The organism is Phycisphaerales bacterium (assembly GCA_040221175.1).
Taxonomy (GTDB): Bacteria; Planctomycetota; Phycisphaerae; order Phycisphaerales; family UBA1924; genus JAHCJI01.
Window position 1 is genome coordinate 234,237 of record JAVJVK010000019.1, and the last position, 18,827, is coordinate 253,063.

Sequence of the window (18,827 nt, forward strand, 5' to 3'; positions counted from 1 at the left end):
CGTCGCCCTCGCGGCCCTCCCGCGGCCACGCTGGCCCGCGCAGGGGCCGCCCACGCACGTAGATCGATCGCTGGTGGACCTGCAGGAGCGATCGGTGCACGTGGATCGGCCGTCCATGGTCGTGGAGGAGCGGTTGCCTTCAAGAGATCGCTCGTTGCGGCAGGTGGAAGAACCGTCCCCGCACGTAAAAAAACCGTTGCTCCACGTGGAGGAACCGTTCCTGCAGGCAAAGGGATCGTTGCTTTACCTGCAGGAGCCGTTCCTACAGCTGCAAGAACCGTTGCCGCACCTGTAGCAGCCGTCGCTGGTCGAACCGGAGCCAAACGCGAAGGCTTCGGGTACGGTTCTGGTTCGTGTCGGATCGGCTGGTGTTTGGGGCAAGGCCCATAACCCAGGTCCGCGGGCAAGTTGTCGACTACCCGGCGGCGCTCGTCCACCGTTCGCCCTCCATCCTCCCCAGCGCCGACCCTCCCAGCACCCATGCGCTCCGCGTTCGAACGCCTACGGACACCCGATGTCGAACGCGTCGAAGTACCGCAGGAAGTCAAAGATGGTCAGCACGCCGTCGCCGTCGAAGTCGGCGCCGAGATTGCCGTCCTGGAAGCGGTTCAGGAAGATCAAGAAGTCGAACACCGTGGCGTCGCCGTCGCCATCCAGATCGACCGCGCAGGGCGGGGCAGGATCGAGCACGGCGATGTAGGCCTCGGTCTGGCCGTCGGGATTGAGCCCGGCGCCGACGATCGCCACCCGGCCCGTGTCGGCGTGCACCGTCGCGTCGAGCGCGAGCGTGAGCGTCCAGCCGCTCAGGTCAAGCCCGAAGTCCGCTTCGAGCACCTCCTGCAGCGGGCGCATGCCGTCGGCCTGCGTCCAGATGAACGCCCGCAGTTCGGCGCCGTCCTGGGCCCAGCCGACGATGATCGAGCCGTCCTCGCTGACCGCTCGGGTGAAGATGCGGCTTTCGCCGAACGCGCTGCCGGTCTGGAGCACCTCGAGGCCCGCGTCGGTCCATCGGATGGCCGACTGGCCGGCATCGGTGCGCACCCAGCCCACGATCGTCGCGCCATCGGGCGTCATGCCCTGGGCTTCGCCCGAGACCACGTCGCCCAGGGGCAGCGGCAGCGGTTCGAGGCCGCTGGACGCCGTCCAGCGGAAGGGCTGACGAACCTCGCCGTCGGCGCTGCCGTAGCCGGCCGCGACCGATCCATCGGCGCTCACGGCGGTTGCCTGGGTCGAAGCGCCCGGCGCGAGGCGGCCGAGACCGGTCATGCCCGTGCCGGGCGTCCATGCGAACGCCTCGTCGCCCAGCGGGCCCGAGATCGAGCGGCTGGCGCCCACGACGACGTCGCCGTCGGCGTTCGTCGCGCCCGCCTCGCTCTGGATGGACCCGCCCGCAAGATCACCCAGCGAGATCATGCCCGTCGCCTCACGCCAGCGATGCGCGAGGATGCCATCGGGCCCGGACGCGGCGCCCACGATCGTCGTCCCATCGGCGCTGATGCCCGCCGCGCTGCTGAAGAAGAACGCCCCGCCCAGGTCGCCCAGGCCCAGCATGCCTTCGGCGAGCGTCCAGCGGAAGGCCTCGCGCCCGCGCCCGCTCTCGGCGTTGCCCGACACGACGAGATTCGCCACGTCGCCGCCGGCCAGGTCGAACGAGCTGACGCCGCTGGCCGAGGAAACGAACGCCCGGCCGGGAAGATCTCCCAGCGGCGTGAACGATGATTGCGACATGGCCGCGGCCGAGGGAAGCCCCAGCGCCAGCGATGCCACGAGGACGTTTCGGATCGATACGTTCATCATGATCTCCCCCTTCATTGGCGCGCACGCGAACGACGCAGGCGTTCGATGCATGCCGTCGCAATTGTACACGAAAGGCGACGCAATCCCGCGTGAATAGGCATTCACGTAATGTTGAGAGAAGAACCCCGGGCTCAGGCCGTCAGCACGTCTTGCAGGAACTGCTTGTGCCGGCTGAGCTTGAGGTCGGCCGCGATGGCCCGGGCGATCGTGCCGTCCGGGGACAGCAGGTAGGTCACCCGCCGGGGCATCCCCAGCAGGCCGATGGCCTCGATGGCCCGCAGGACGTTCTTGTCCGGGTCGGCGATGATCGGAAACGGCAGGCGGTGGCGCTCGCGAAACCGCTCGTGGCTCTGTTCGCCCTGCGGACTGACGCCCACCACGCGAACGCCCGACGCTTCCAATTCGCTGGCCATCTCCCCCATGACGTCGCGCATCGCGCAGGCCTGTCGCGTGCACATGGGCGTGCCATCGGCCGGGTAGCTGTAGAGCACGATCGGGCCGGCCGCGGCCAGTTCGGCCAGCGGCGTGGGACGGTCGCACAGGCCGGGGGTGGGCGGCACGGTCACGTCCGGGATGGCTGAACCCGCCTTGAGCACGACGCAGCGTAGGTTCGTATCATGCGCGCGATGATTGCTTCGAATGCCGTTGCCGATCGGTTGAGCAGGTTTGGCTCGACCATCTTCGCCGAGATGACCGCTCTGGCGGCTCGTCACGATGCCGTGAACCTCTCACAGGGCTTTCCCGATTTCGACGGGCCCGCCGCCATGCTCGAGGCCCTTGGCCGGGCGGCCGGCTCGGGCGTCAATCAGTATGCCCCCGCAAGCGGACTGCCCGAGATGCGCCGCGGCGTGGCGCACTGGTTCGCGCAGCTGGGCGGCCTCGAGGTCGACCCCGGTTCATGGATCACCACGACGTGCGGCTGCACGGAGGCCATCGCGGCCTGCATGCTGGGGCTGATGAATCCGGGCGATGAAATCGTGGTCTTCCAGCCCTGCTACGACAGCTACCAGGCGACCGCCTCGATGGCGGGGGCCACGCTCGTGCCCGTCACGCTCGAACCCGACGACGAGGGCGGCTTCTCGTTCGACGCCGACGCCCTGCGAGCCGCGTTCGAGCGCAAGCCCAAGGCGCTGCTGCTCAACACCCCGCACAATCCCACCGGAAAGGTGTTCGACGCCGACGAACTGGCTCTCATCGCCGAGCTCTGCGTGCAGCACGACGTGATCGCCATTACCGACGAGGTCTACGACCACCTCGTGTACGAAGGCGAGCATCGCCGCCTGGCCGGTTTCGAGGGGATGGCCGAGCGAACGATCACCATGGGCAGCATCGGCAAGCTGTTCAGCGCCACGGGCTGGAAGGTGGGCTGGGCCGTGGCAAGACCGGGGCTGGGCCAGGCCGTCCGCAGCGCGCACCAGTTCCTGACGTTCTGCGCCAATGCGCCCGCGCAAGCCGCCGCCGCGAAGGCCCTGCTCGAGCACCTGGACAGCACGATCGAGCTCCGCGAGAACATGCGCCAGAATCGCGACCTGCTCTGCGACGCCCTGGAACGCGCCGGGCTCAGGGTCTTCCGACCGGCATCGGGCTACTTCGTGCTGTGCGAGCACACGCCGGTGTCGGAGCGCCTGGGCATCAACGGAGCTCAGGCGGACGTCGCGTTCTGCAAGCACCTGGTCGAGAACGTCGGCATCGCGGCGATCCCGCCCAGCTCGTTTTACGTCGATCGCTCGCTCGGCGGACCGTACGTGCGTTTTGCATTCTGCAAGAAGCGCGAGACCATCGAGCGTGCCATCGAGCGACTCGACAGGCTCTAGCCAAGCAAGCCCTGCGCTTCATCCAAGAGCGCGTTGGCGGCAGCCTCATCGGGGGCCTCGGCGATCAACCGAACGATGGGCTCGGTGTTGCTCGCCCGGACGCTCAGCCAGGCCTTCTGATCATCCAGATCGATACGCACGCCGTCCTGCAGGTCGACTCGGCCTCGATCCTTGAAGTGGGCGGCCACGGCCTCAATCGCCGGCCTGGCGGCGTCCTTGCTCGCAATGTCCTGCTTGCGCTTCACGATGGCGTAGCTGGGCAGGCCGTCGACGAGTTCGCTCAGCGGCTTGCCGTGCCGGGCCATGAGCGCGAGCGTCAGCCCCATGGCCACGACCGAGTCGCGCACGAAGGAGACCTCCGGCCAGATCACCCCGCCGTTGCCCTCGCCGCCAAGCACGACGTTCTTCTCATCAGCCAGCAGTTCCAGCATCCGGCCCACCACGTGGGCTTCGCCCACCGGCGTGCGCTCGACGCGGGCGCCGAAGCTTTCGGCCAGGTCGTCGATCATCCGGCTGGTCGAGAGGTTGGTGACCAGGACGGCGTCGCTCGGGTCGTCCTCGACCTCGAGCAGCGCGAGCGCCGAGAGCACGAGCGTGTACTCTTCGCCGATGTAGCGGCCCTTCTCGTCCACGATTGCGAGTCGATCGGCGTCAGGGTCCTGTGCGAAGCCCACGTCGGCATTGATGCCCGGCACCACCGTGCACAGCCCGCCCTTGCCCGAGAGGTTCTCACGCGTCGGCTCGGGCGTATGGGGGAAGACGCCGCTTGTCGAACAATTCAGGGGCACCACGTCGCTCAAGTAGTCCAGGAACGGGACGCCAACCAGCGCGCCCGAACTGTTCACCGCGTCGAGCACGCACCGCAGCCCCAGGGAACCGTCCTGCTCCCAGCGCTCGACGGCCGCGTCGGAGAGCAAGCCGATCACGCGCCCGGCAACCTCGACCCAATGGTGGTACGAGGCGTCGTTCTCATCGGTGAGCGGCCGGAACGCCACGGACTCGCCCCAGCTCGGCCCCCGCTGGAACTGCTCGATGATCTCGCTGGCCAATTCGGCAGGCGGGGCGCACGCGAAGTCGAACTCGAACTGGCCGCCGCCAGCGACGCCGGCAATCAGCAGCTTCAGCCCGTTCCATTCCTGGGGGTTGTGGCTGGCCGTCACGATGACCGCCCCGTCGACCTCGCCCATGGCCGCATGACCGATGGTGGGGGTGCTGGCCACGCCCAGCCTGCTGACCGAGCAACCCGTCCCGAGAAGCCCGGCCACCGCCGCTTCGTAGATCGCCTCGCCGCCCCGCCGGCCGTCGCGTCCGATGAGTAGGTGCGGCGACGATCCGCGCTGGGCCAGGAACGTCCCGAAGGCCGCGGCGTACCGCAACGCCAGGTCCGGGGTCAGGCTCTTGCCGGTAATGCCTCGCATGCCGCTGACGCCAAGCATGAGGGGGGCATGGGACTGGTTCTCGGTCGCGCTGGTGGTGTTCTGGGCCATGGGGTCGAGGCTAGGCCCCGGACGGTGCGGCCTTCGGCGGTGTCTACCTGTATGAACCCCGTAGGAGCCCTCCATGAAACACCAACGGATCGCAATCCTGGCCCTCAGCGGCCTGGTCCTCACGCAGGCCGCATCGGCCACACCGCTGCCGACGCATTGGCTGCAGCCACAAATGGCTGGGTTGAACCAACCCGCCGACCGAAACGCCGCCCTGGACTACTGGCGGCTGGTGAACACCGCCACGTACGCCGATGACCTGCCCGCACGGGCCGGCGAAGCCTTCAAGCTGTTCCACCCCGACCCCGAGGGAGAAGCCGAGGCCGTTGAGGCGCCCGCCTTGCTCCTGCCTGGCGGCGCGTTGCATGCCGAATTGGCCGAGATCGGCGACTTCCTGGAAGACCTCGAGCGTGCCAGCCGCGAGACGCACTGCGACTTTCAGGTCCGCTATGAAGACGGGTACGCCGCCTTGCTGCCCCATCTGGGGCACATGCGAAACTTCGCCCGCTTGCTGGTGACCGACGCCAGACGGTTGGCCCTTGCCGGAGAGACGCAAGCCGCCGCCGAACGACTGGCGACCGCCCTCCGAATGGCTCGACACGTCACCGGCGACCGGATCCTCATCAGCTCCCTGGTCTCGGCGGCCATGACCGACGTGGCAATCAAGGAGGCCTACTGGCTGCTCGACCGAACGCAGGACGCCGAACACGTCCGCGAGATCCTGGGTCAGGCGCTCGAGCGCTTCCCCGCCGACGACCCTCACAACGTCGAACTCGCCCTGCGGACCGAGCGTGACCTGATCGGCTCGCTGGCCCGGCAGTTCCGCGGGCCAAACGCCGGGGATGACTTCGCCGACGTGTTCTTCCAGATGACCGAGTCGACCAGCGACGACGTCGAGCGGGAGCTGCGGTCGCTCGATGGCGAGCAATTCAGGCGGCAGGTCGAGCGTGCGGTCGATTCGTTTGATCTCGTGTTCGACGCTTGGGACAGCAGCGATCCGCAGGGAGAATTGCGGGCGATCGAGTCGCGGCTGGTGGAGGGCGACTTCGGGCCGGTCGCCCGCGTGGCCGCTCCGTCGTTGTTGCGGGCCCAGGCCTCGGACGCTCGGGCCCGCGCGCAGCTCGAGCAGTTCCGCGGGCGCGTGAACCCGGATGGCTGAACACCCTTCCAACCACGCGAGCAGCGGCGGCCTTGCAGAAGACCGCGCGCTGCTGCGTGCCATGCACGCGGGCGATGAGCGTGCAGCACGGGAGCTGTGGAGCCGATTCGCCGGCAGGCTTCGTGTATACGCACGGTCGCTTTCGGTTGACGCCGACGCCGACGACCTGGTGCAGGGCGTGTTCCTCGAGGTCCTACGGCTGCGTCGAAGCAGGATACGAGCCGTGAAGGACCCCGCGGCGTGGCTCTGCACGCTGACCCGAAATGCGGCGATGAACGACCGGAGAAGCCATCGGCGACGGTGCCAGCGGGAAGCGTCGGCAGGAATGCCGGCCGACCGGACGCGCACCGCATCGGATCACGATGACGCGAGCCTGGTGCTCGAACGCGTTCCCCAGCCCTTGCGCGAGGCCGTCGTGCTCCGCCATGCCTATGGCTTTACGCTCGAACGCCTGGCCGACGCGTTGGGCGTGTCACGTTCGACGGCCGCGGATCGATACAGCCGGGGCCTGGCCCTGGCCCGCGAACTGGCCGCCGAGCCCGTCCACCCCCCTGCCCGCCTGCCGGAGGAACCAAGCCATGCCCCTTGACGATCGACGTGACTATCCGGCGGGACCGATGCCCGAGGTCATCTCGCGCGCCGTTGCCAGGCGTCGCCGCGTGATCCGCGTGCGACGCGGGGGCGTCGTCGCCGCGGCCCTGCTGCTGGCAGGGACTGGCGTATGGCTCGCATGGCCCCAAGCCCGCTTGGTGGACGAAACCGAGCGCATCGCGTCGGTAGACCCACCGAACGCGATCGACCCACCGCCCGCGTCGTTCGCGCGTGTCTCGGTGCTGGCGCTCCGGCTGGCCGGTCCAGACGAGGTGGAGGCAATGCCCGCCGCGGCCGTTGCAACGCGGTCCGAGACGGTGTTCGGGCTCCGCCACCGGGATTCGGGCGAGGGGCCCTCTCCGGCTTCATGAAGACGCCGCGCGCCCCCGGCCGATAAGGCTTGCAATGGCGCCCCAGCCCTTTCAATGCGTCCTCGCCGTCCTGGCCGCCCTGCTGGCGTCCCTCGCCCCGGCCCAGATTCCCGAGGACCAGGGCGAATCGGCGCCCGTGATCACCCGACCGAGTTCGATCGGCCGCATCGTGCGGCACTTCGACTTCGAGGAGCGCAGCTTCAACGCGCTGGACATCCCGCTGTACTGGATCCGCGCCCAGCACGACCCCGAGGTACGCGAACGCCCGGGCTTTCCCATCACCAACCTTGGCCGACTCGATTACGCCTCGCCCACGTCCAGCGGCGTCGGCTCGGTCAGGCTGGCGACCACGGGCGGGGGCACCAGCCTGCGGCTCGAGCGCGGCGTCGTGCCCACCTTTCCATCGGTGCGTTACGCCGTGGGGGCCATGGTCCGCGTCGAGGGCCTCACGCACGCACGGCCCAGGCTGGCGGCGCGCCTGCTCGACGAAGCGGGCCTGCCCATCGAGGGCGCATCAGCCAGCGCGCTCGTCCACCCGTCGGCCGAGGGCTGGTCGAACGCGTTCGTGCCCGTGCTCATCAAGCTGCCCGCGGCGCCTCCGGGCGCCGTCTCGCTGCAGATCGACCTCGAACTCGTCCAGCCCGAACAATTCGATGATCGGGGCGCCCAGTCCTACCAGCTTTGGAGCGAGGACTACCAGGGCACGGTCTGGTTCGACGACGTCGTGATCGTCCAACTGCCCACCGCCTCGCTCCAGACCGCGCGGGCCAGCAACGTCTTCCTCGCCGACGAAACGCCCGAGTTGCTGGTGCGCCTGCGGGATCTCTCGGGCGACCCGATCGACGTCGACCTGCGCATCCGCGACGTCGATGGCGTGGTAGTGGCCCAGCGCAGCGAGCGCTTCGGCGCCGGCGCCCGCGAGTTTGGCTGGCGGCCCGACCTGCCGGCCCTGGGCTGGTACGAGGCCGAGCTCCTGCTGCGCGTCGGCCCCACGCCCATGCTGCGGCTCCGCGACCGGTTCGCGTGGCTGCCCGGGGGCGAGGGCGTGCACCTGGTCCTGCCCAGGGTCGACGGCGGCACGCCCGACCGGGTCGCCCTGGCGGCGCTGGGCGATCGCCGCCGCCTGGCGCTGCTCGTGCCCGGACACGAGGGCCAGCCCCTGCCCGACGCGGCGCAGGAAGTCTTCGAGCGTGCCGGGACGCGCTCGCTGCTGGCCACGGTGCGGGTCGATGCGGCGTCCGCTGAGCGGGCCGGCGCCCCGCCCCACGCGCCATGGACCGATCTTGCGCGTCGCTTGACGACCCTCCGATCGCGGCTTGGCGCCCAGAGCACCGCCGTCCTGGAGGTCGAGCCGGCCGGGCCCCACGACGCGGCGGCCGACCGGAGCGAGGCCGATCGCGCCCTGGCCGCGCTCGACGACGGGGCCCTGTGGGACGGCGTGCTCGTGCCGGTGGTCGATCGCCTGGCCGAGGGCGTCACGCGCTGGCACGTTGGCCCCCTGGGCGGCGACGCGCTGGCCGCCACGCCCGCCAGCGCGGCCCGGCTGGCCAGCATCGCGCGACGCCTGCACCGCCTGGCGCCCGACCCGACCATCGGCGTGCCGTGGTGGGGGGGCTTCGACCCCGCCGCCGCGCGCCTGCCCGACGCCCGCCCGCCGCGCGGCGGGGCCGAACGCATCGACTGGTCCCTCACCGTGCGCGCCCCGCGCGACGCCGATGGCCCCTGGGTCCGCGAGACGGCCCGCAAGATCCGCACGATGCTGGACTCGGGTGCCGCCGCCGAGGGCGTCATCGTGCTGACGCCCCTGGACGAAGCGCAGTTCGGCCGCCACGCCGTGGTGGCGCGCCTGGCCGAGCAGGTGCTGGCCTTCTGGGACACCCTTGATGCGCCCCCGCCCAGCGCCCGGGCCGAGGCGCCGCCGGCCACGCTGCGCCTGGCGTTGGCCGACGCCTTCCGCTGGCGGCCCGACAACGAGCACGAGGAAGCGCGAGCCAGCGGCGAGGCCATGAGCGACGCCGGCGGCGAGCCCGCCGAAGCCCCCGGCATCGAGGCCACCGCCCAGTTGGCGGCCTTTCGCGGCATCGGCGACCGGCTGGTCGGCCGGCGGCTGGTGCACGGCTTCACCAACGCCGACGGCGTGCGCGCGAGCGTGTACGAGCCGGTGGTCTCCCGCTCGGGCGGCGGCGGGGGCCTGCTCGTGCTCCATCCGGCCGGCCCCACGACATCCGCCGGCCCCGGCGGCCCGGGCGGGAGCGCGCCCACCCACTTCGAGCTCTACCTGGGCGACGAGCCGGTCCGCGTGTACGACGTCTTCGGCAACGCGCGCGAGGTCGCCGCGACGCCGCTGGATGGGCAGGCGAGCGAGTCGCCGCGGCTTGCCCACCGCATCGAGCTTGGCGACTGGCCGGTCTTCGTCGAGGGGGTGGACGTCGACCTGCTGCTGTTCATCGCCTCGCTGCGGCTCGAGCCGGCGCGCCTGCCGGCCATCGACGCCGAGCACCGCGCGGCCCTGGTGATGCGCAATCCCTGGCCGGGGGCCACCAGCGTGCGCGTGCGGGTGGTCTCGCCGGGGGGCTTCGGGGGCCAGCCGGTGACCCGGCGCTCGTGGGAGATCTCCCCGCGGCTGACCGAGCTGCTGCTCGAGGGCGCCGCCGAGCGGCGCACGCCCATCAACATCCGCTTCCGGCGCAGCGAGCCGGCCGGCCGCAAGAACCTGGGGCTCGAGCTGGACGTCCGCGGCGAGCACGCCGCGCGGCGCGTCTACGTCGACGTGCCCTTCGAGATCGGGCTGGATTACCTGAGCGTGTCGGCCTCGGCGCGGCGCACGCCCGAGGGGCTGCTGGTGCAGGCCGAGGTGCGCAACCTGGGCGATCGCCCCGTGTCGCTGGAGGCCACCGCCATCGCGCCCGGGGCCCGGCGCGAGCGGGCGACCATCGCGCGCCTGCCCGCGGGCGCCACCGCGCGGCGCGACATCCTCATCCGCGCCTCGGCCAGCGCGGGCGACCGCGTGCTGCTGGCCATCGAGGACATCGACGCGGGCGGGCGGCTGAACTACGAGGTCGAGGTTCCCTGAGCGGCCCGGAGCCATCCGCTCACGCCCGGCGCAGCAGCCAGACGGCGTAGCCGGGCGCGCCCGGCGCGGGCGGCTCCATGGGCGCGCCCGCCTCGTCGGCGCAGCCGGCAAGCTCGAAGCCCGACGCCCGAATCAACGCGTCCCACTGGGCCCGGTCGTAGCTGCGCAGCTCGTAGTGGCTGGGGATGATCTCGCTGCCGCCCGGCCGGGTGACGGCCAGCACGTTGTGGACCTGCTCCATCCGGTCGCGGCCGCCGCGGGCGGGGGTGTACTGGACGACCTGCCGCACGTGCAGCGGGCCGCGGGCGCCCTCCCACACGTCCTCGCTGGGCTGCTCGACGCCGTAGACGCTCATGCTCAGGCCCACCGCGTAGACGCCCCCGGGCCGCAGGGCCCGCCGCACGCGCTCCAGGTGGTCCAGCACGGCCCGGTCGCCCTCCAGGTGGCGGATGGTGTTGATGGGGTTGAAGGCCAGCTCGAAGCGCCAGCCGGGGGCCAGGGCGTGGGCGTCGAAGCCCTCCATGGTCGCCACGCCCAGCCTGTAGAGCCGCTCGTCGGCGGCCTCCAGGCGCTGCTTCGCGTAGTCGATCATCTCGGCCGAGGCGTCGAAGCCGGCGATGCGCACGCCGCGGACCACGGCGGCGCGCACGCAGCGCCCGCTTCCGCAGGCCGGCTCGAGCCACGGGCCGGCGGGGTCCAGGCCCAGGCGCTCGCACAGGCGCTGCAGGCCGTCGATCTCGGCGGCCGTGCCGGTGGCGTGCAGCACGTCGTAGAGCAGCGGCTGGTCGTAGAATCCGCGCGCGATGTCGCCGGCGTCGCTCACGCGGGCAGGTTAGGGCCCCGGCCCGGGCGCCATGGGCCGACCCGCCTCGCCGAACCGCGCTGCGCGAACCACGCGACACGCACGCGACACGAACGATGCCACGCGAGCGACGCCAAGCAAGCCCCGAGAGAGCAAGCCCCGAGAGATTTCCCCTGGAGGAACGCCCATGATCGAGCCCGCGCGGTGGATGCCCAAGCCAAACTCCTTACGAGCCAGCCTGCGCGCTCCGCTGGTCGGCGCGCTGGCGCTGCTGGCGGTGGGTGCGCCCGCGCTCGCCCAATCCACCAGTCAGCCCGCCAGCCAACCCACCAACGAGCCCACCAGCGAGCCCGTGCGCCTGTTCGAGGCCGGCGGCCGCGCGGTGCTGGTGCACGGGGTCCCCGGCGATGGGCGGATCGACTTCGGCGGCGCGCCCCTGGCGGTCGAGGGCCAGCCGGTGCGGCGCGTGGTGGGCGCGGCGGCCATGGGCGGGCACCTGCTGGTGGCCGTGCGCGACGGCGCGGTGCTGGTGTTCGAGCTGCCCGGCGCGTTCGAGGCGGGCGAAGCGGGTGGGGCGGGTGAGACGGGTGAAACGGTTGGCGCGGCCGGCGCCGGGGGCGGCGATGCCGGGCGAACGCCCCGTCTGGTGCAGGTGCTCGACGGCCTGGGCCGCGACCTCCGGGCGGCGGGGGTCGATCGCGAGCGCGGGCGGCTGCTGGTGCTGGCCGGCGGCACGACCGAGATGTTCGGCGTGACGCTGCACGAGCCCTCGTTCTGGCAGGAGGGGGATTCGACCCAGCGGGCCTACGTCGACCACGCCCGCTTCCTGGACATGCTGCGCGAGCCGGCCCCCACACCGGACGAGCCCGCCGGCGGCCAGCGTGGCGAAGACGGCCGGCCGGTCGCTGCCGAGCCCGGCGCCTCGGCCGATCCGCGGACGATGGCCATCGGCCCGCGTTCGCTGCTGCTGGCGACCGATCGCGGTCTGCTCGAGCTGCTGCACCCCAACCGCAGCTACGCCGTGCTGGCCCGCGCGCCGCTGCCGGCGGGCGTGGCCCGGGTCGAGTCGCTGGCCTTCGCCGCGGGCGTGGGCGAGGGTCGCTGGCTGCTGGCCGGGCTGAACGAGCGTGCCGAGTGCGTGCTGCTGGCCGCCGCCCGCCCCGGCGGGCCGTGGACGGACCTTGGCGTGGCCACGCTGGACGCGGCGCTGGCGGGCGTCGGCGACGATGGCGAGGCGACGCCCATCGCCTGGCTTCCCGGATCATTCACGGTGGCCGACGACCGGGTGACCCTGTGCATCCGCGGCGAGCGCGGCGCGGCGGCGAGCTGGCCCGCCTGGCGCGAGACGCTGGCGGCCGACGATCTGACCATCCGCTGGCTGGACGGCGAAGGGGATGCGGGCGGTGATGGCGGCGGTGGGGGTGCTGGTGGGAGTGGCGGCGACGCCCCCGACGCGGGCCGATAAGGCCCCGCCCCGGAGAATCCTGCGGACGCGACGAAGGCTTCCGTGCCAGCCCGAGACGCTTCGGAGCCGGCACGGGCGGTGTTTGTGCCAGCACAAGATTCTTCCGTGCCAGTGCAGACGGTGTTCGTGCCAGCACGGAATCTTTCCGTGCATGGGCAGAACTCTTCTGTGCTTGTGCAGATTGATTCCGTGCTGGCACAAACTCTTTGGGCACTCGTGCAAAACACTTCTGCGCGAGCGCAGAACTGTTCTGCACGCCCACAAGATCATTCTGCGAGCCCGCAGAATCTTTCGCGGCCCCGTCAGGGCGGTTGTTGTATCGGACGGAGGTCGGCTGGCGGGTTCTCGGCCGTCGCGCCTCGCACAGCAAGACAAGGCGCTTTCGAAGTGGGCGCCTTCATGGCGTTGATGGAGCAGAGCTTTCATTCGCTACGCATGACTACGCAGTGGCATACCCGCAGCCTCTCGTGGCGGATGTCGAAAGCCCGAGATTTTTCGCAGTAATTTTGAGTGCTTCAGCAGCTACCGCGCCCACGAGCCAGTGATGACGATTTCTCTCGTAAAGAGTTGGAGAGTGCTTGACTTGCGACAGTCAGCCGTGCGCCTCCACGCTGCGTTGTCCTGAGTGCGTCGACGGCGAGGTCTCAGATTTTTCCCTTGAAGGGCAGGGAGCTTTGGGGTAGGTTGACTCGAGTCGTGTTCTACACAAAAGGGCGCGACGCACTCGATCCGGGGGTTTTGACATGTTTGCTCGTCTGATTTGCGTCACCGTGGCCGCGGTTCTCGCGTGCTCGTCCAGCGTTTTCGCCCAGCCGGTGTGCCCGGCGGATTGCGACATGGACGGCGAGCTGACGCTGTTCGACTTCCTGTGCTTCCAGAACCAGTTCGCTTCGGGCGATCCGGCGGCCGACTGCGACGGCGACGGCTCGCTGACGCTGTTCGACTTCCTGTGCTTCCAGAATAACTTCGCCGCCGGCTGCGACGAGCCGGCCTTTCCCGGCGACCCCAACCCCAACGCGCCCGGCGAGAAGCCCTTCGCCGTGCCCGGCCCGCGCGGCGGCTGCGCGCCGGTTGAGATGCTCGAGCCGAAGGTGGACCAGTGGGTGCACGGCGTGTATCCGTTCTCGGGCGAGACGTGGCAGACGGTCGTCGACTTCCGCGTGAAGGGCCGCGTGCTCGACTTCGTGTGGGCCCGCCGGTACCGCTCGCAGAGCGACGTGGATTCCGCGATGGGCGTGCGCTGGGACTTCTCGTACAACATCTTCCTCGAGGCCGACGGCATTGACCTGGTGCTGCACGACGGCTTTGGCCGCATCAACACCTACGAGGCCCAGGGCGATGGCACGTGGGCCCGGCCCGAGTTCTTCCGCGCGATCAGAACATCGCCGGATGGCAGCTACGTCATCGCGTTCGCCAATCGCGGCGAGTGGCGCTTCCTCCCGCTGGACGGCTCGGCCGCCGAGGGCAGGATCAGCGCGATCGTCGATCGCAACGGCAACACGATGTCGTTCGAGTACGACGCGGCCGGACGGCTCGAGACCATCCGCGATGACCTGAACAGGGTTTATACGCTGAGCTACGGCGCAGACGGACGGCTGGACAGCATCTGCGATTTCACGGGGCGCTGCTGGACGTACGACCATTACGGAGCCGGCGAGATGGGCGGCAGCCCGGGCGACCTCAAGAGCGTGACCACCGCAGCCGTCGTGGGCACGCCCACGGGCAACGACTTTCCCGACGGCAAGACCACGACGTACACGTATACGCAGGACACCGGCGACGAGCGGCTGGACCACCTGCTGCTGACGGTCACCGACGCCTCGGGCGTGACGCGCGTGGCCAACGAGTACGCGGCGACCACGAGCCCCGGCGACCTGCTCTACGGCCGGCTCGTGCGCCAGACCTGGGGCGACCCGGGCGACGTCATCGACCTGGTGTACGTCGACGTCGAGCCTGCGCCAGAGAACAACTTCGCCGAGATCCACGCGATCCTCAACGACCGCGAGGGCCACGTCAAGGACCTCTTTTACGACGGCGACAATCGCGGCGTGCTGTTCCGCGAGTACACGGGCCTGGCCGACCCCGACCTACCAACGACGCTCACCGAAAACCGGCCTGGCCCCCCCGTGCGTGGCCCGGAGACCGAGTTTGTCACGCGCTGGAGCTACAACGACGAGTCGATGCCCACGCTGGTGGTGCACCCGAACCTGAACGAGACCGAGCTGACCTACGACGACGTGGCCGTCTCGCCGCTGGCCCGCGGCAACCTGCTGGAGCGCCGTCTTCTGCCCGGTCCGCTGGGCGGTGATCAACTCGAGCGCGTCGAGAGCTTCACCTACCTCGCCGGCGGGGGCGGCTGCTGCGGCAGCAAATTCGTCACCAGCCACACCGACTTCCGGGGCAACACGACGACGCACGAGTACGACGCGTTCGCCAACCGAACGCGCACCATCGGCCGCGAGCCGGGCGTCGAGTACGACTTCGAGTACGATGCGTTCGGCCGCATGATCGCCACGGTGCACCCGAGCCAGAACGGCGTCGATCGCCGCCGGGATGAATACGCCTACTACGCCGACGGGCCGGCCCGCGGGTATCGCGAGCGGACCATCGTCGATGCGGGCGGGCTCGACCTGACGACCACGCACCTGTGGACGCCGCGTGGCTATGACGCCGGCGAGGTCGATGCCGAGGGGCGCCGTACCGACCACGTCCGCAACCAGCTCGACCAGGTCGTCCGCACGCTCTTGCCCCAGGTCACCCTGGCCGGCACGACGGTGCGCTACACCCGTGATCGGATCTATGACGGGGACGACAACGTCGTGCGACGCGATGTCTCGAACATCGACGAGAACGGCATGATCGAGGCCAATCTGGTGATCTCGACCACGTACACCTACGGCACGCTCGACGAGCTGCTGACGGTAGCCCAGGAGATCGACGAGTCGACCTCGGCAACGACGCGATACAGCTACGACGCCAACCGAAACCGCGTGCTCATCGAGCATCCCGCGGCAGTCGCGGGCTCGCGAACGGGCAACAGCGAGCGATTCGATTACACGCCTCGGGACCTCGTCTGGCGGCACGTCCGCGGGCCCGGCACTCTGGAGAAGTCTTCGACATCATTCAGCTTCGACGGCAACCGCCAACTGACCTTCCGGGGCGAAGGCCTGGAAGGCGACTCGTCCGAGTACAACTACCGATACACGGGCTTCGGCGATCTGCGGAGCTACACCGACCCGATGAAGAACCGGCGTCGCTGGACGTACGACGCCAACGGCAACGCCATCCGAGAATTCCTCGAGGGCGAACTCATCGACGTGCCCGGCCCGGACGGCAACGTGATCCTGGCCGATGCGGCGATCGTCTTCGATGGTGAGAACCGGCGGCTTCAGCGACGGGCGGCCCACTTCGATCGCGTGGACCGTAGCGCCGTGCTCGACGGCGTCTCGATCACCGAATGGACGTACAACGGCACCGAGCGGCCTGCGTCGGTCACCAACGACAATGGCAATACGCTGACACTCGACTATGACACGGCGTATCGCTCGATCGGGTGGACGGACGAGAAGGGCAATCGGCTCGTGAAGGAGCTGGACGGCGTGGGTAACGTCGTGGCCAACACGACCATCGAGCTGTCGGACCTTGGCTCGGCAACGCAAGCGTTTACCTCCAGGCACGCCTTCGACGCGATCGATCGACGCGTGACGACGACCGATTCTGCGGGCAACATCACACGATTCCGCTACGACTCGCGCAATAACCTCCGCCGCAGCATCGATCCGCTGGGCAACGTGGTGCGGCACGCCTACGACGGCCGGAACCTGAGGCTCCGCACCGAGCGGGACATGACCGACACGGGCACGGGGGCTGGCAGCATCGTCTCGGTGATCACCACCGAGATGGAGTACGACCTCAACGGCCACAAGAGCGCGGACATCGACGACGAGGGCAACCGGACGACCTACGAACGCGACGCCCTCAACCGGGTCACGCGGACCATCCGTGCCGACGGCACCGTGCACAGCACCACCTACGACTTCCGCGACAACGCCATCCAGACCATCGATTCCAACGGCTCGGTCTTCGACCGAGAGTATGACGCGAACGATCGGCCGATGCGCACGGATATCACGCCAGGCCCCGGCGTCTCGGGCGATCTGACCTTTCTCGAGTACGCCTATGACGGCGAGGGCAGGCGACGCCTGGCCATCGACGACGATTCGAGCGTGGAGTTTTTCTACGACTCGCTGGGCCACAACACTCGCGAGACCACCGGCGACGGCTTCACAACGTCGCGCATCTTCGACGGCGTGGGCAACATGGTGCAGATCACCTACCCCAGCGGCCGTGTGCTGGACTATGCCTACGACAATGTCGAACTGCTCTCGACCATCCATGACGGAATCGTCGATGTCGGGCAGTTTTTCTACATCGGCAAACGGGTCGAGCGCCGATTGAACGGCAACGGAACGCGGGTCGACTACACCTGGGCCGGCATCGATGGCGTCGCCAATCCACCGATGGACTCCACGTCGCGTGGCATCGTGCGTACAAGGCACACCGTGAGCAGTTCGGGTGCGGTCATCGAAGACCGGCTGACCCGGCGCAACGCGCTCCAAAGCCGGACTCGCCGCGTGGACCAGCGGCTCAACCGATCCTTTGACTACGAGTTTGACTCGGCCCAGCGGCTCGTCGACTCGTCCATCACCCAGGGCATCGTCCTGCCGATCACGCTTCGCGAGACGGGCTACGAACTCGATGACAATGGCCAGCGTGAACGCGTGACTGGCGCAACGGCGCTCCGGCCGGGCGATTACTTCCAGGACGCGACGCTGCCCGAACCGGCCGACGACCAGATGAACCAATACACGCAGACGTCCTTCGACGAGCGTGTGTACGACCGCAACGGCAACACGACGGTGCTGGACGAGGGCGCTGCGGACCGGCTGCTGAGCTTCAACGCGGCGAACCAGCTCGTCGAACTGGTCGACCAGACGACCGGCCAGACCCATGTCTACAGCTACGACGCGGGGGGGCGACGCACGCAGAAGGTCGTCGACGCAACGGGCGTGGCCGGCGGACCGTTTGTAACGCGCTTCCTGTACGGCGGCGACACCCTGCTCGAAGAACGCGACACCTTCGGGCAGCCCACGACCTTCACGTGGTGCGACGGCTCGATTCCGATGGCTTTCCACGCATCGAGCCCGTCCGGATCGAGGTATGCCCATCGTGACCAGGACGGCCGCACCCATGCGGCCACCGATGACCTTGGATTCGTCATCGAACGACTTGAGTACGGCGACCATGGCGAGGTGCTGGACGCCACAAGCCTCCTGCCCGTGAGCACATCGCTCCAAGCCAGCGTGTATCTCGTCGGATCAGCGAGCTACTTCGACTTTGAGTCAGGGTTCCTGGCTACCGGCTCAGCTGGGGGAATTATGACAGATCCTCGGGCAGGTGTCAGAATCGATGGCTCGATCGAGTACGCCATGGCAAGCGCCACCCATACCCCGTCGTTCGATATGATTGACGAACAGTGGGACTTAGTGCGTGGGCAGGAAGTAATCCGCGCGGGGTCAGGATGGCCCGATCTGTCCGACATCGAAGTGATGAGCGACGCGGGTGAAATCGTCAGGATCCAAGGGTGCATCTTGATGGTTGGTACCTCTGTTTCGGAGTGCCGCAGCCAGGGAACTCAGTTGTCAGGAGTCATGGAAGAGTACTTCCAGGAGTGCTGCCAAGACGTGGGCTTTAACCTGTTGGGGTCGTGCTTAGCCGGAACACTCGAGGGTACGGTCGGTCTCCAGGACGTCACCGACATGTGTGAGGACGGGGTGTTGGGGGGTGCCGACCTGAACGGCAATGGTCGATTGTTTGAGGTTGAGACACCATATTAGGTGTCTTTCGGAGTGTCGTCCTGTTCCCAGATCGCTCGTGCGCCAGAGACGTCGGAAACCCGTTACTGTGCTCTAGGCTCGCGCGCGGACGTTCTCGCCGGCCACGCGGATGTACAAAAACTAATTCACGGCGATGCCGGAGGCCAGCAGGCGTTCTGGGGCGTTCAAGGCCATTTGTCCAAGCAGCCCGCAAGTTACTTGCAAGTTCGCGCGATCGTTCGGACGTCTGCGGATCCGCTCGGGGCGGCTCGCCCGCACGCCAATCCCCCCAGCCCGCACAACCCCACCCCAGCTCCGGGTTTCTCGCGCAAAGCTCCAAACCACCCCTCATGCCGGCCGGGAAATCCGCCGAAGCTAGCCCCGTGGCCTCCGCA

At 69.2% G+C, this 18,827-nt stretch carries 11 protein-coding genes; 7 read left to right on the forward strand and 4 right to left on the reverse strand.

The genetic code is table 11. From position 1 onward, the window contains the following. Nucleotides 1–501: 501 nt before the first annotated feature. On the reverse strand, nt 502–1,797 hold the full coding sequence (locus RIE32_13300; protein ID MEQ9097225.1) for a GC-type dockerin domain-anchored protein: 1,296 nt from the start codon (nt 1,795–1,797) through the stop codon (nt 502–504). Between the two features lie 131 nt (nt 1,798–1,928). Beyond that, entirely contained in the window at nt 1,929–2,393 is a 465-nt protein-coding gene (locus tag RIE32_13305) for a peroxiredoxin (protein ID MEQ9097226.1), read from the reverse strand. 30 nt (nt 2,394–2,423) lie between these two features. Between RIE32_13305 and RIE32_13310 the strand changes: the two genes are divergently transcribed. Further along, nucleotides 2,424–3,611, forward strand: a complete 1,188-nt coding sequence (locus RIE32_13310) for an aminotransferase class I/II-fold pyridoxal phosphate-dependent enzyme (protein ID MEQ9097227.1) — start codon at nt 2,424–2,426, stop codon at nt 3,609–3,611. Here RIE32_13310 and RIE32_13315 read toward each other — a convergent pair. Continuing rightward, the gene (locus tag RIE32_13315) at nt 3,608–5,098 is read right to left on the reverse strand and encodes a hypothetical protein (protein ID MEQ9097228.1); all 1,491 of its coding nucleotides are present in this window, start codon (nt 5,096–5,098) and stop codon (nt 3,608–3,610) included. The two genes, RIE32_13310 and RIE32_13315, sit on opposite strands and share 4 nt — an antisense overlap. A gap of 73 nt (nt 5,099–5,171) precedes the next feature. Between RIE32_13315 and RIE32_13320 the strand changes: the two genes are divergently transcribed. Genes RIE32_13320 through RIE32_13335 form a run of 4 tightly spaced genes read left to right on the forward strand, consistent with a single transcriptional unit; the run spans nt 5,172 to nt 10,289 of the window. Then, nucleotides 5,172–6,254, forward strand: a complete 1,083-nt coding sequence (locus tag RIE32_13320) for a hypothetical protein (protein ID MEQ9097229.1) — start codon at nt 5,172–5,174, stop codon at nt 6,252–6,254. Continuing rightward, nucleotides 6,247–6,843, forward strand: coding sequence for a sigma-70 family RNA polymerase sigma factor (locus RIE32_13325; GenBank protein ID MEQ9097230.1), 597 nt, complete (start codon nt 6,247–6,249; stop codon nt 6,841–6,843). Before RIE32_13320 ends, RIE32_13325 begins: the two co-directional genes overlap by 8 nt. Beyond that, on the forward strand, nt 6,833–7,216 hold the full coding sequence (locus tag RIE32_13330; protein MEQ9097231.1) for a hypothetical protein: 384 nt from the start codon (nt 6,833–6,835) through the stop codon (nt 7,214–7,216). The genes RIE32_13325 and RIE32_13330 overlap by 11 nt, the downstream gene beginning before the upstream one ends. A 34-nt stretch (nt 7,217–7,250) precedes the next feature. After that, a complete protein-coding gene (locus tag RIE32_13335) occupies nt 7,251–10,289 on the forward strand; it encodes a hypothetical protein (GenBank protein ID MEQ9097232.1) in 3,039 nt (1,012 codons plus the stop codon). A 19-nt stretch (nt 10,290–10,308) separates the two neighbouring features. Here the strand turns inward: RIE32_13335 and RIE32_13340 are convergent, their stop codons facing one another. Further along, nucleotides 10,309–11,112 (reverse strand): class I SAM-dependent methyltransferase, encoded by an 804-nt coding sequence (locus RIE32_13340; GenBank protein MEQ9097233.1) that lies wholly within the window; start codon nt 11,110–11,112, stop codon nt 10,309–10,311. Between the two features lie 166 nt (nt 11,113–11,278). Between RIE32_13340 and RIE32_13345 the strand changes: the two genes are divergently transcribed. Both RIE32_13345 and RIE32_13350 read left to right on the forward strand, forming a co-directional pair. Beyond that, the gene (locus RIE32_13345) at nt 11,279–12,556 is read left to right on the forward strand and encodes a hypothetical protein (protein MEQ9097234.1); all 1,278 of its coding nucleotides are present in this window, start codon (nt 11,279–11,281) and stop codon (nt 12,554–12,556) included. A 743-nt stretch (nt 12,557–13,299) separates the two neighbouring features. Further along, nucleotides 13,300–18,453 (forward strand): DUF6531 domain-containing protein, encoded by a 5,154-nt coding sequence (locus tag RIE32_13350; GenBank protein MEQ9097235.1) that lies wholly within the window; start codon nt 13,300–13,302, stop codon nt 18,451–18,453. The last annotated feature ends 374 nt before the right edge of the window (nt 18,454–18,827 follow it).

Excerpts from the sequence above, each read along its gene's own strand:
- RIE32_13300 (MEQ9097225.1), bottom strand. The coding sequence starts at position 1,797 with ATGATGAACGTATCGATCCGAAACGTCCTCGTGGCATCGCTGGCGCTG.
- RIE32_13310 (MEQ9097227.1), top strand. The coding sequence starts at position 2,424 with ATGATTGCTTCGAATGCCGTTGCCGATCGGTTGAGCAGGTTTGGCTCG.
- RIE32_13315 (MEQ9097228.1), bottom strand. The coding sequence starts at position 5,098 with ATGGCCCAGAACACCACCAGCGCGACCGAGAACCAGTCCCATGCCCCC.
- RIE32_13320 (MEQ9097229.1), top strand. The coding sequence starts at position 5,172 with ATGAAACACCAACGGATCGCAATCCTGGCCCTCAGCGGCCTGGTCCTC.
- RIE32_13325 (MEQ9097230.1), top strand. The coding sequence starts at position 6,247 with ATGGCTGAACACCCTTCCAACCACGCGAGCAGCGGCGGCCTTGCAGAA.
- RIE32_13330 (MEQ9097231.1), top strand. The coding sequence starts at position 6,833 with ATGCCCCTTGACGATCGACGTGACTATCCGGCGGGACCGATGCCCGAG.
- RIE32_13335 (MEQ9097232.1), top strand. The coding sequence starts at position 7,251 with ATGGCGCCCCAGCCCTTTCAATGCGTCCTCGCCGTCCTGGCCGCCCTG.
- RIE32_13345 (MEQ9097234.1), top strand. The coding sequence starts at position 11,279 with ATGATCGAGCCCGCGCGGTGGATGCCCAAGCCAAACTCCTTACGAGCC.
- RIE32_13350 (MEQ9097235.1), top strand. The coding sequence starts at position 13,300 with ATGTTTGCTCGTCTGATTTGCGTCACCGTGGCCGCGGTTCTCGCGTGC.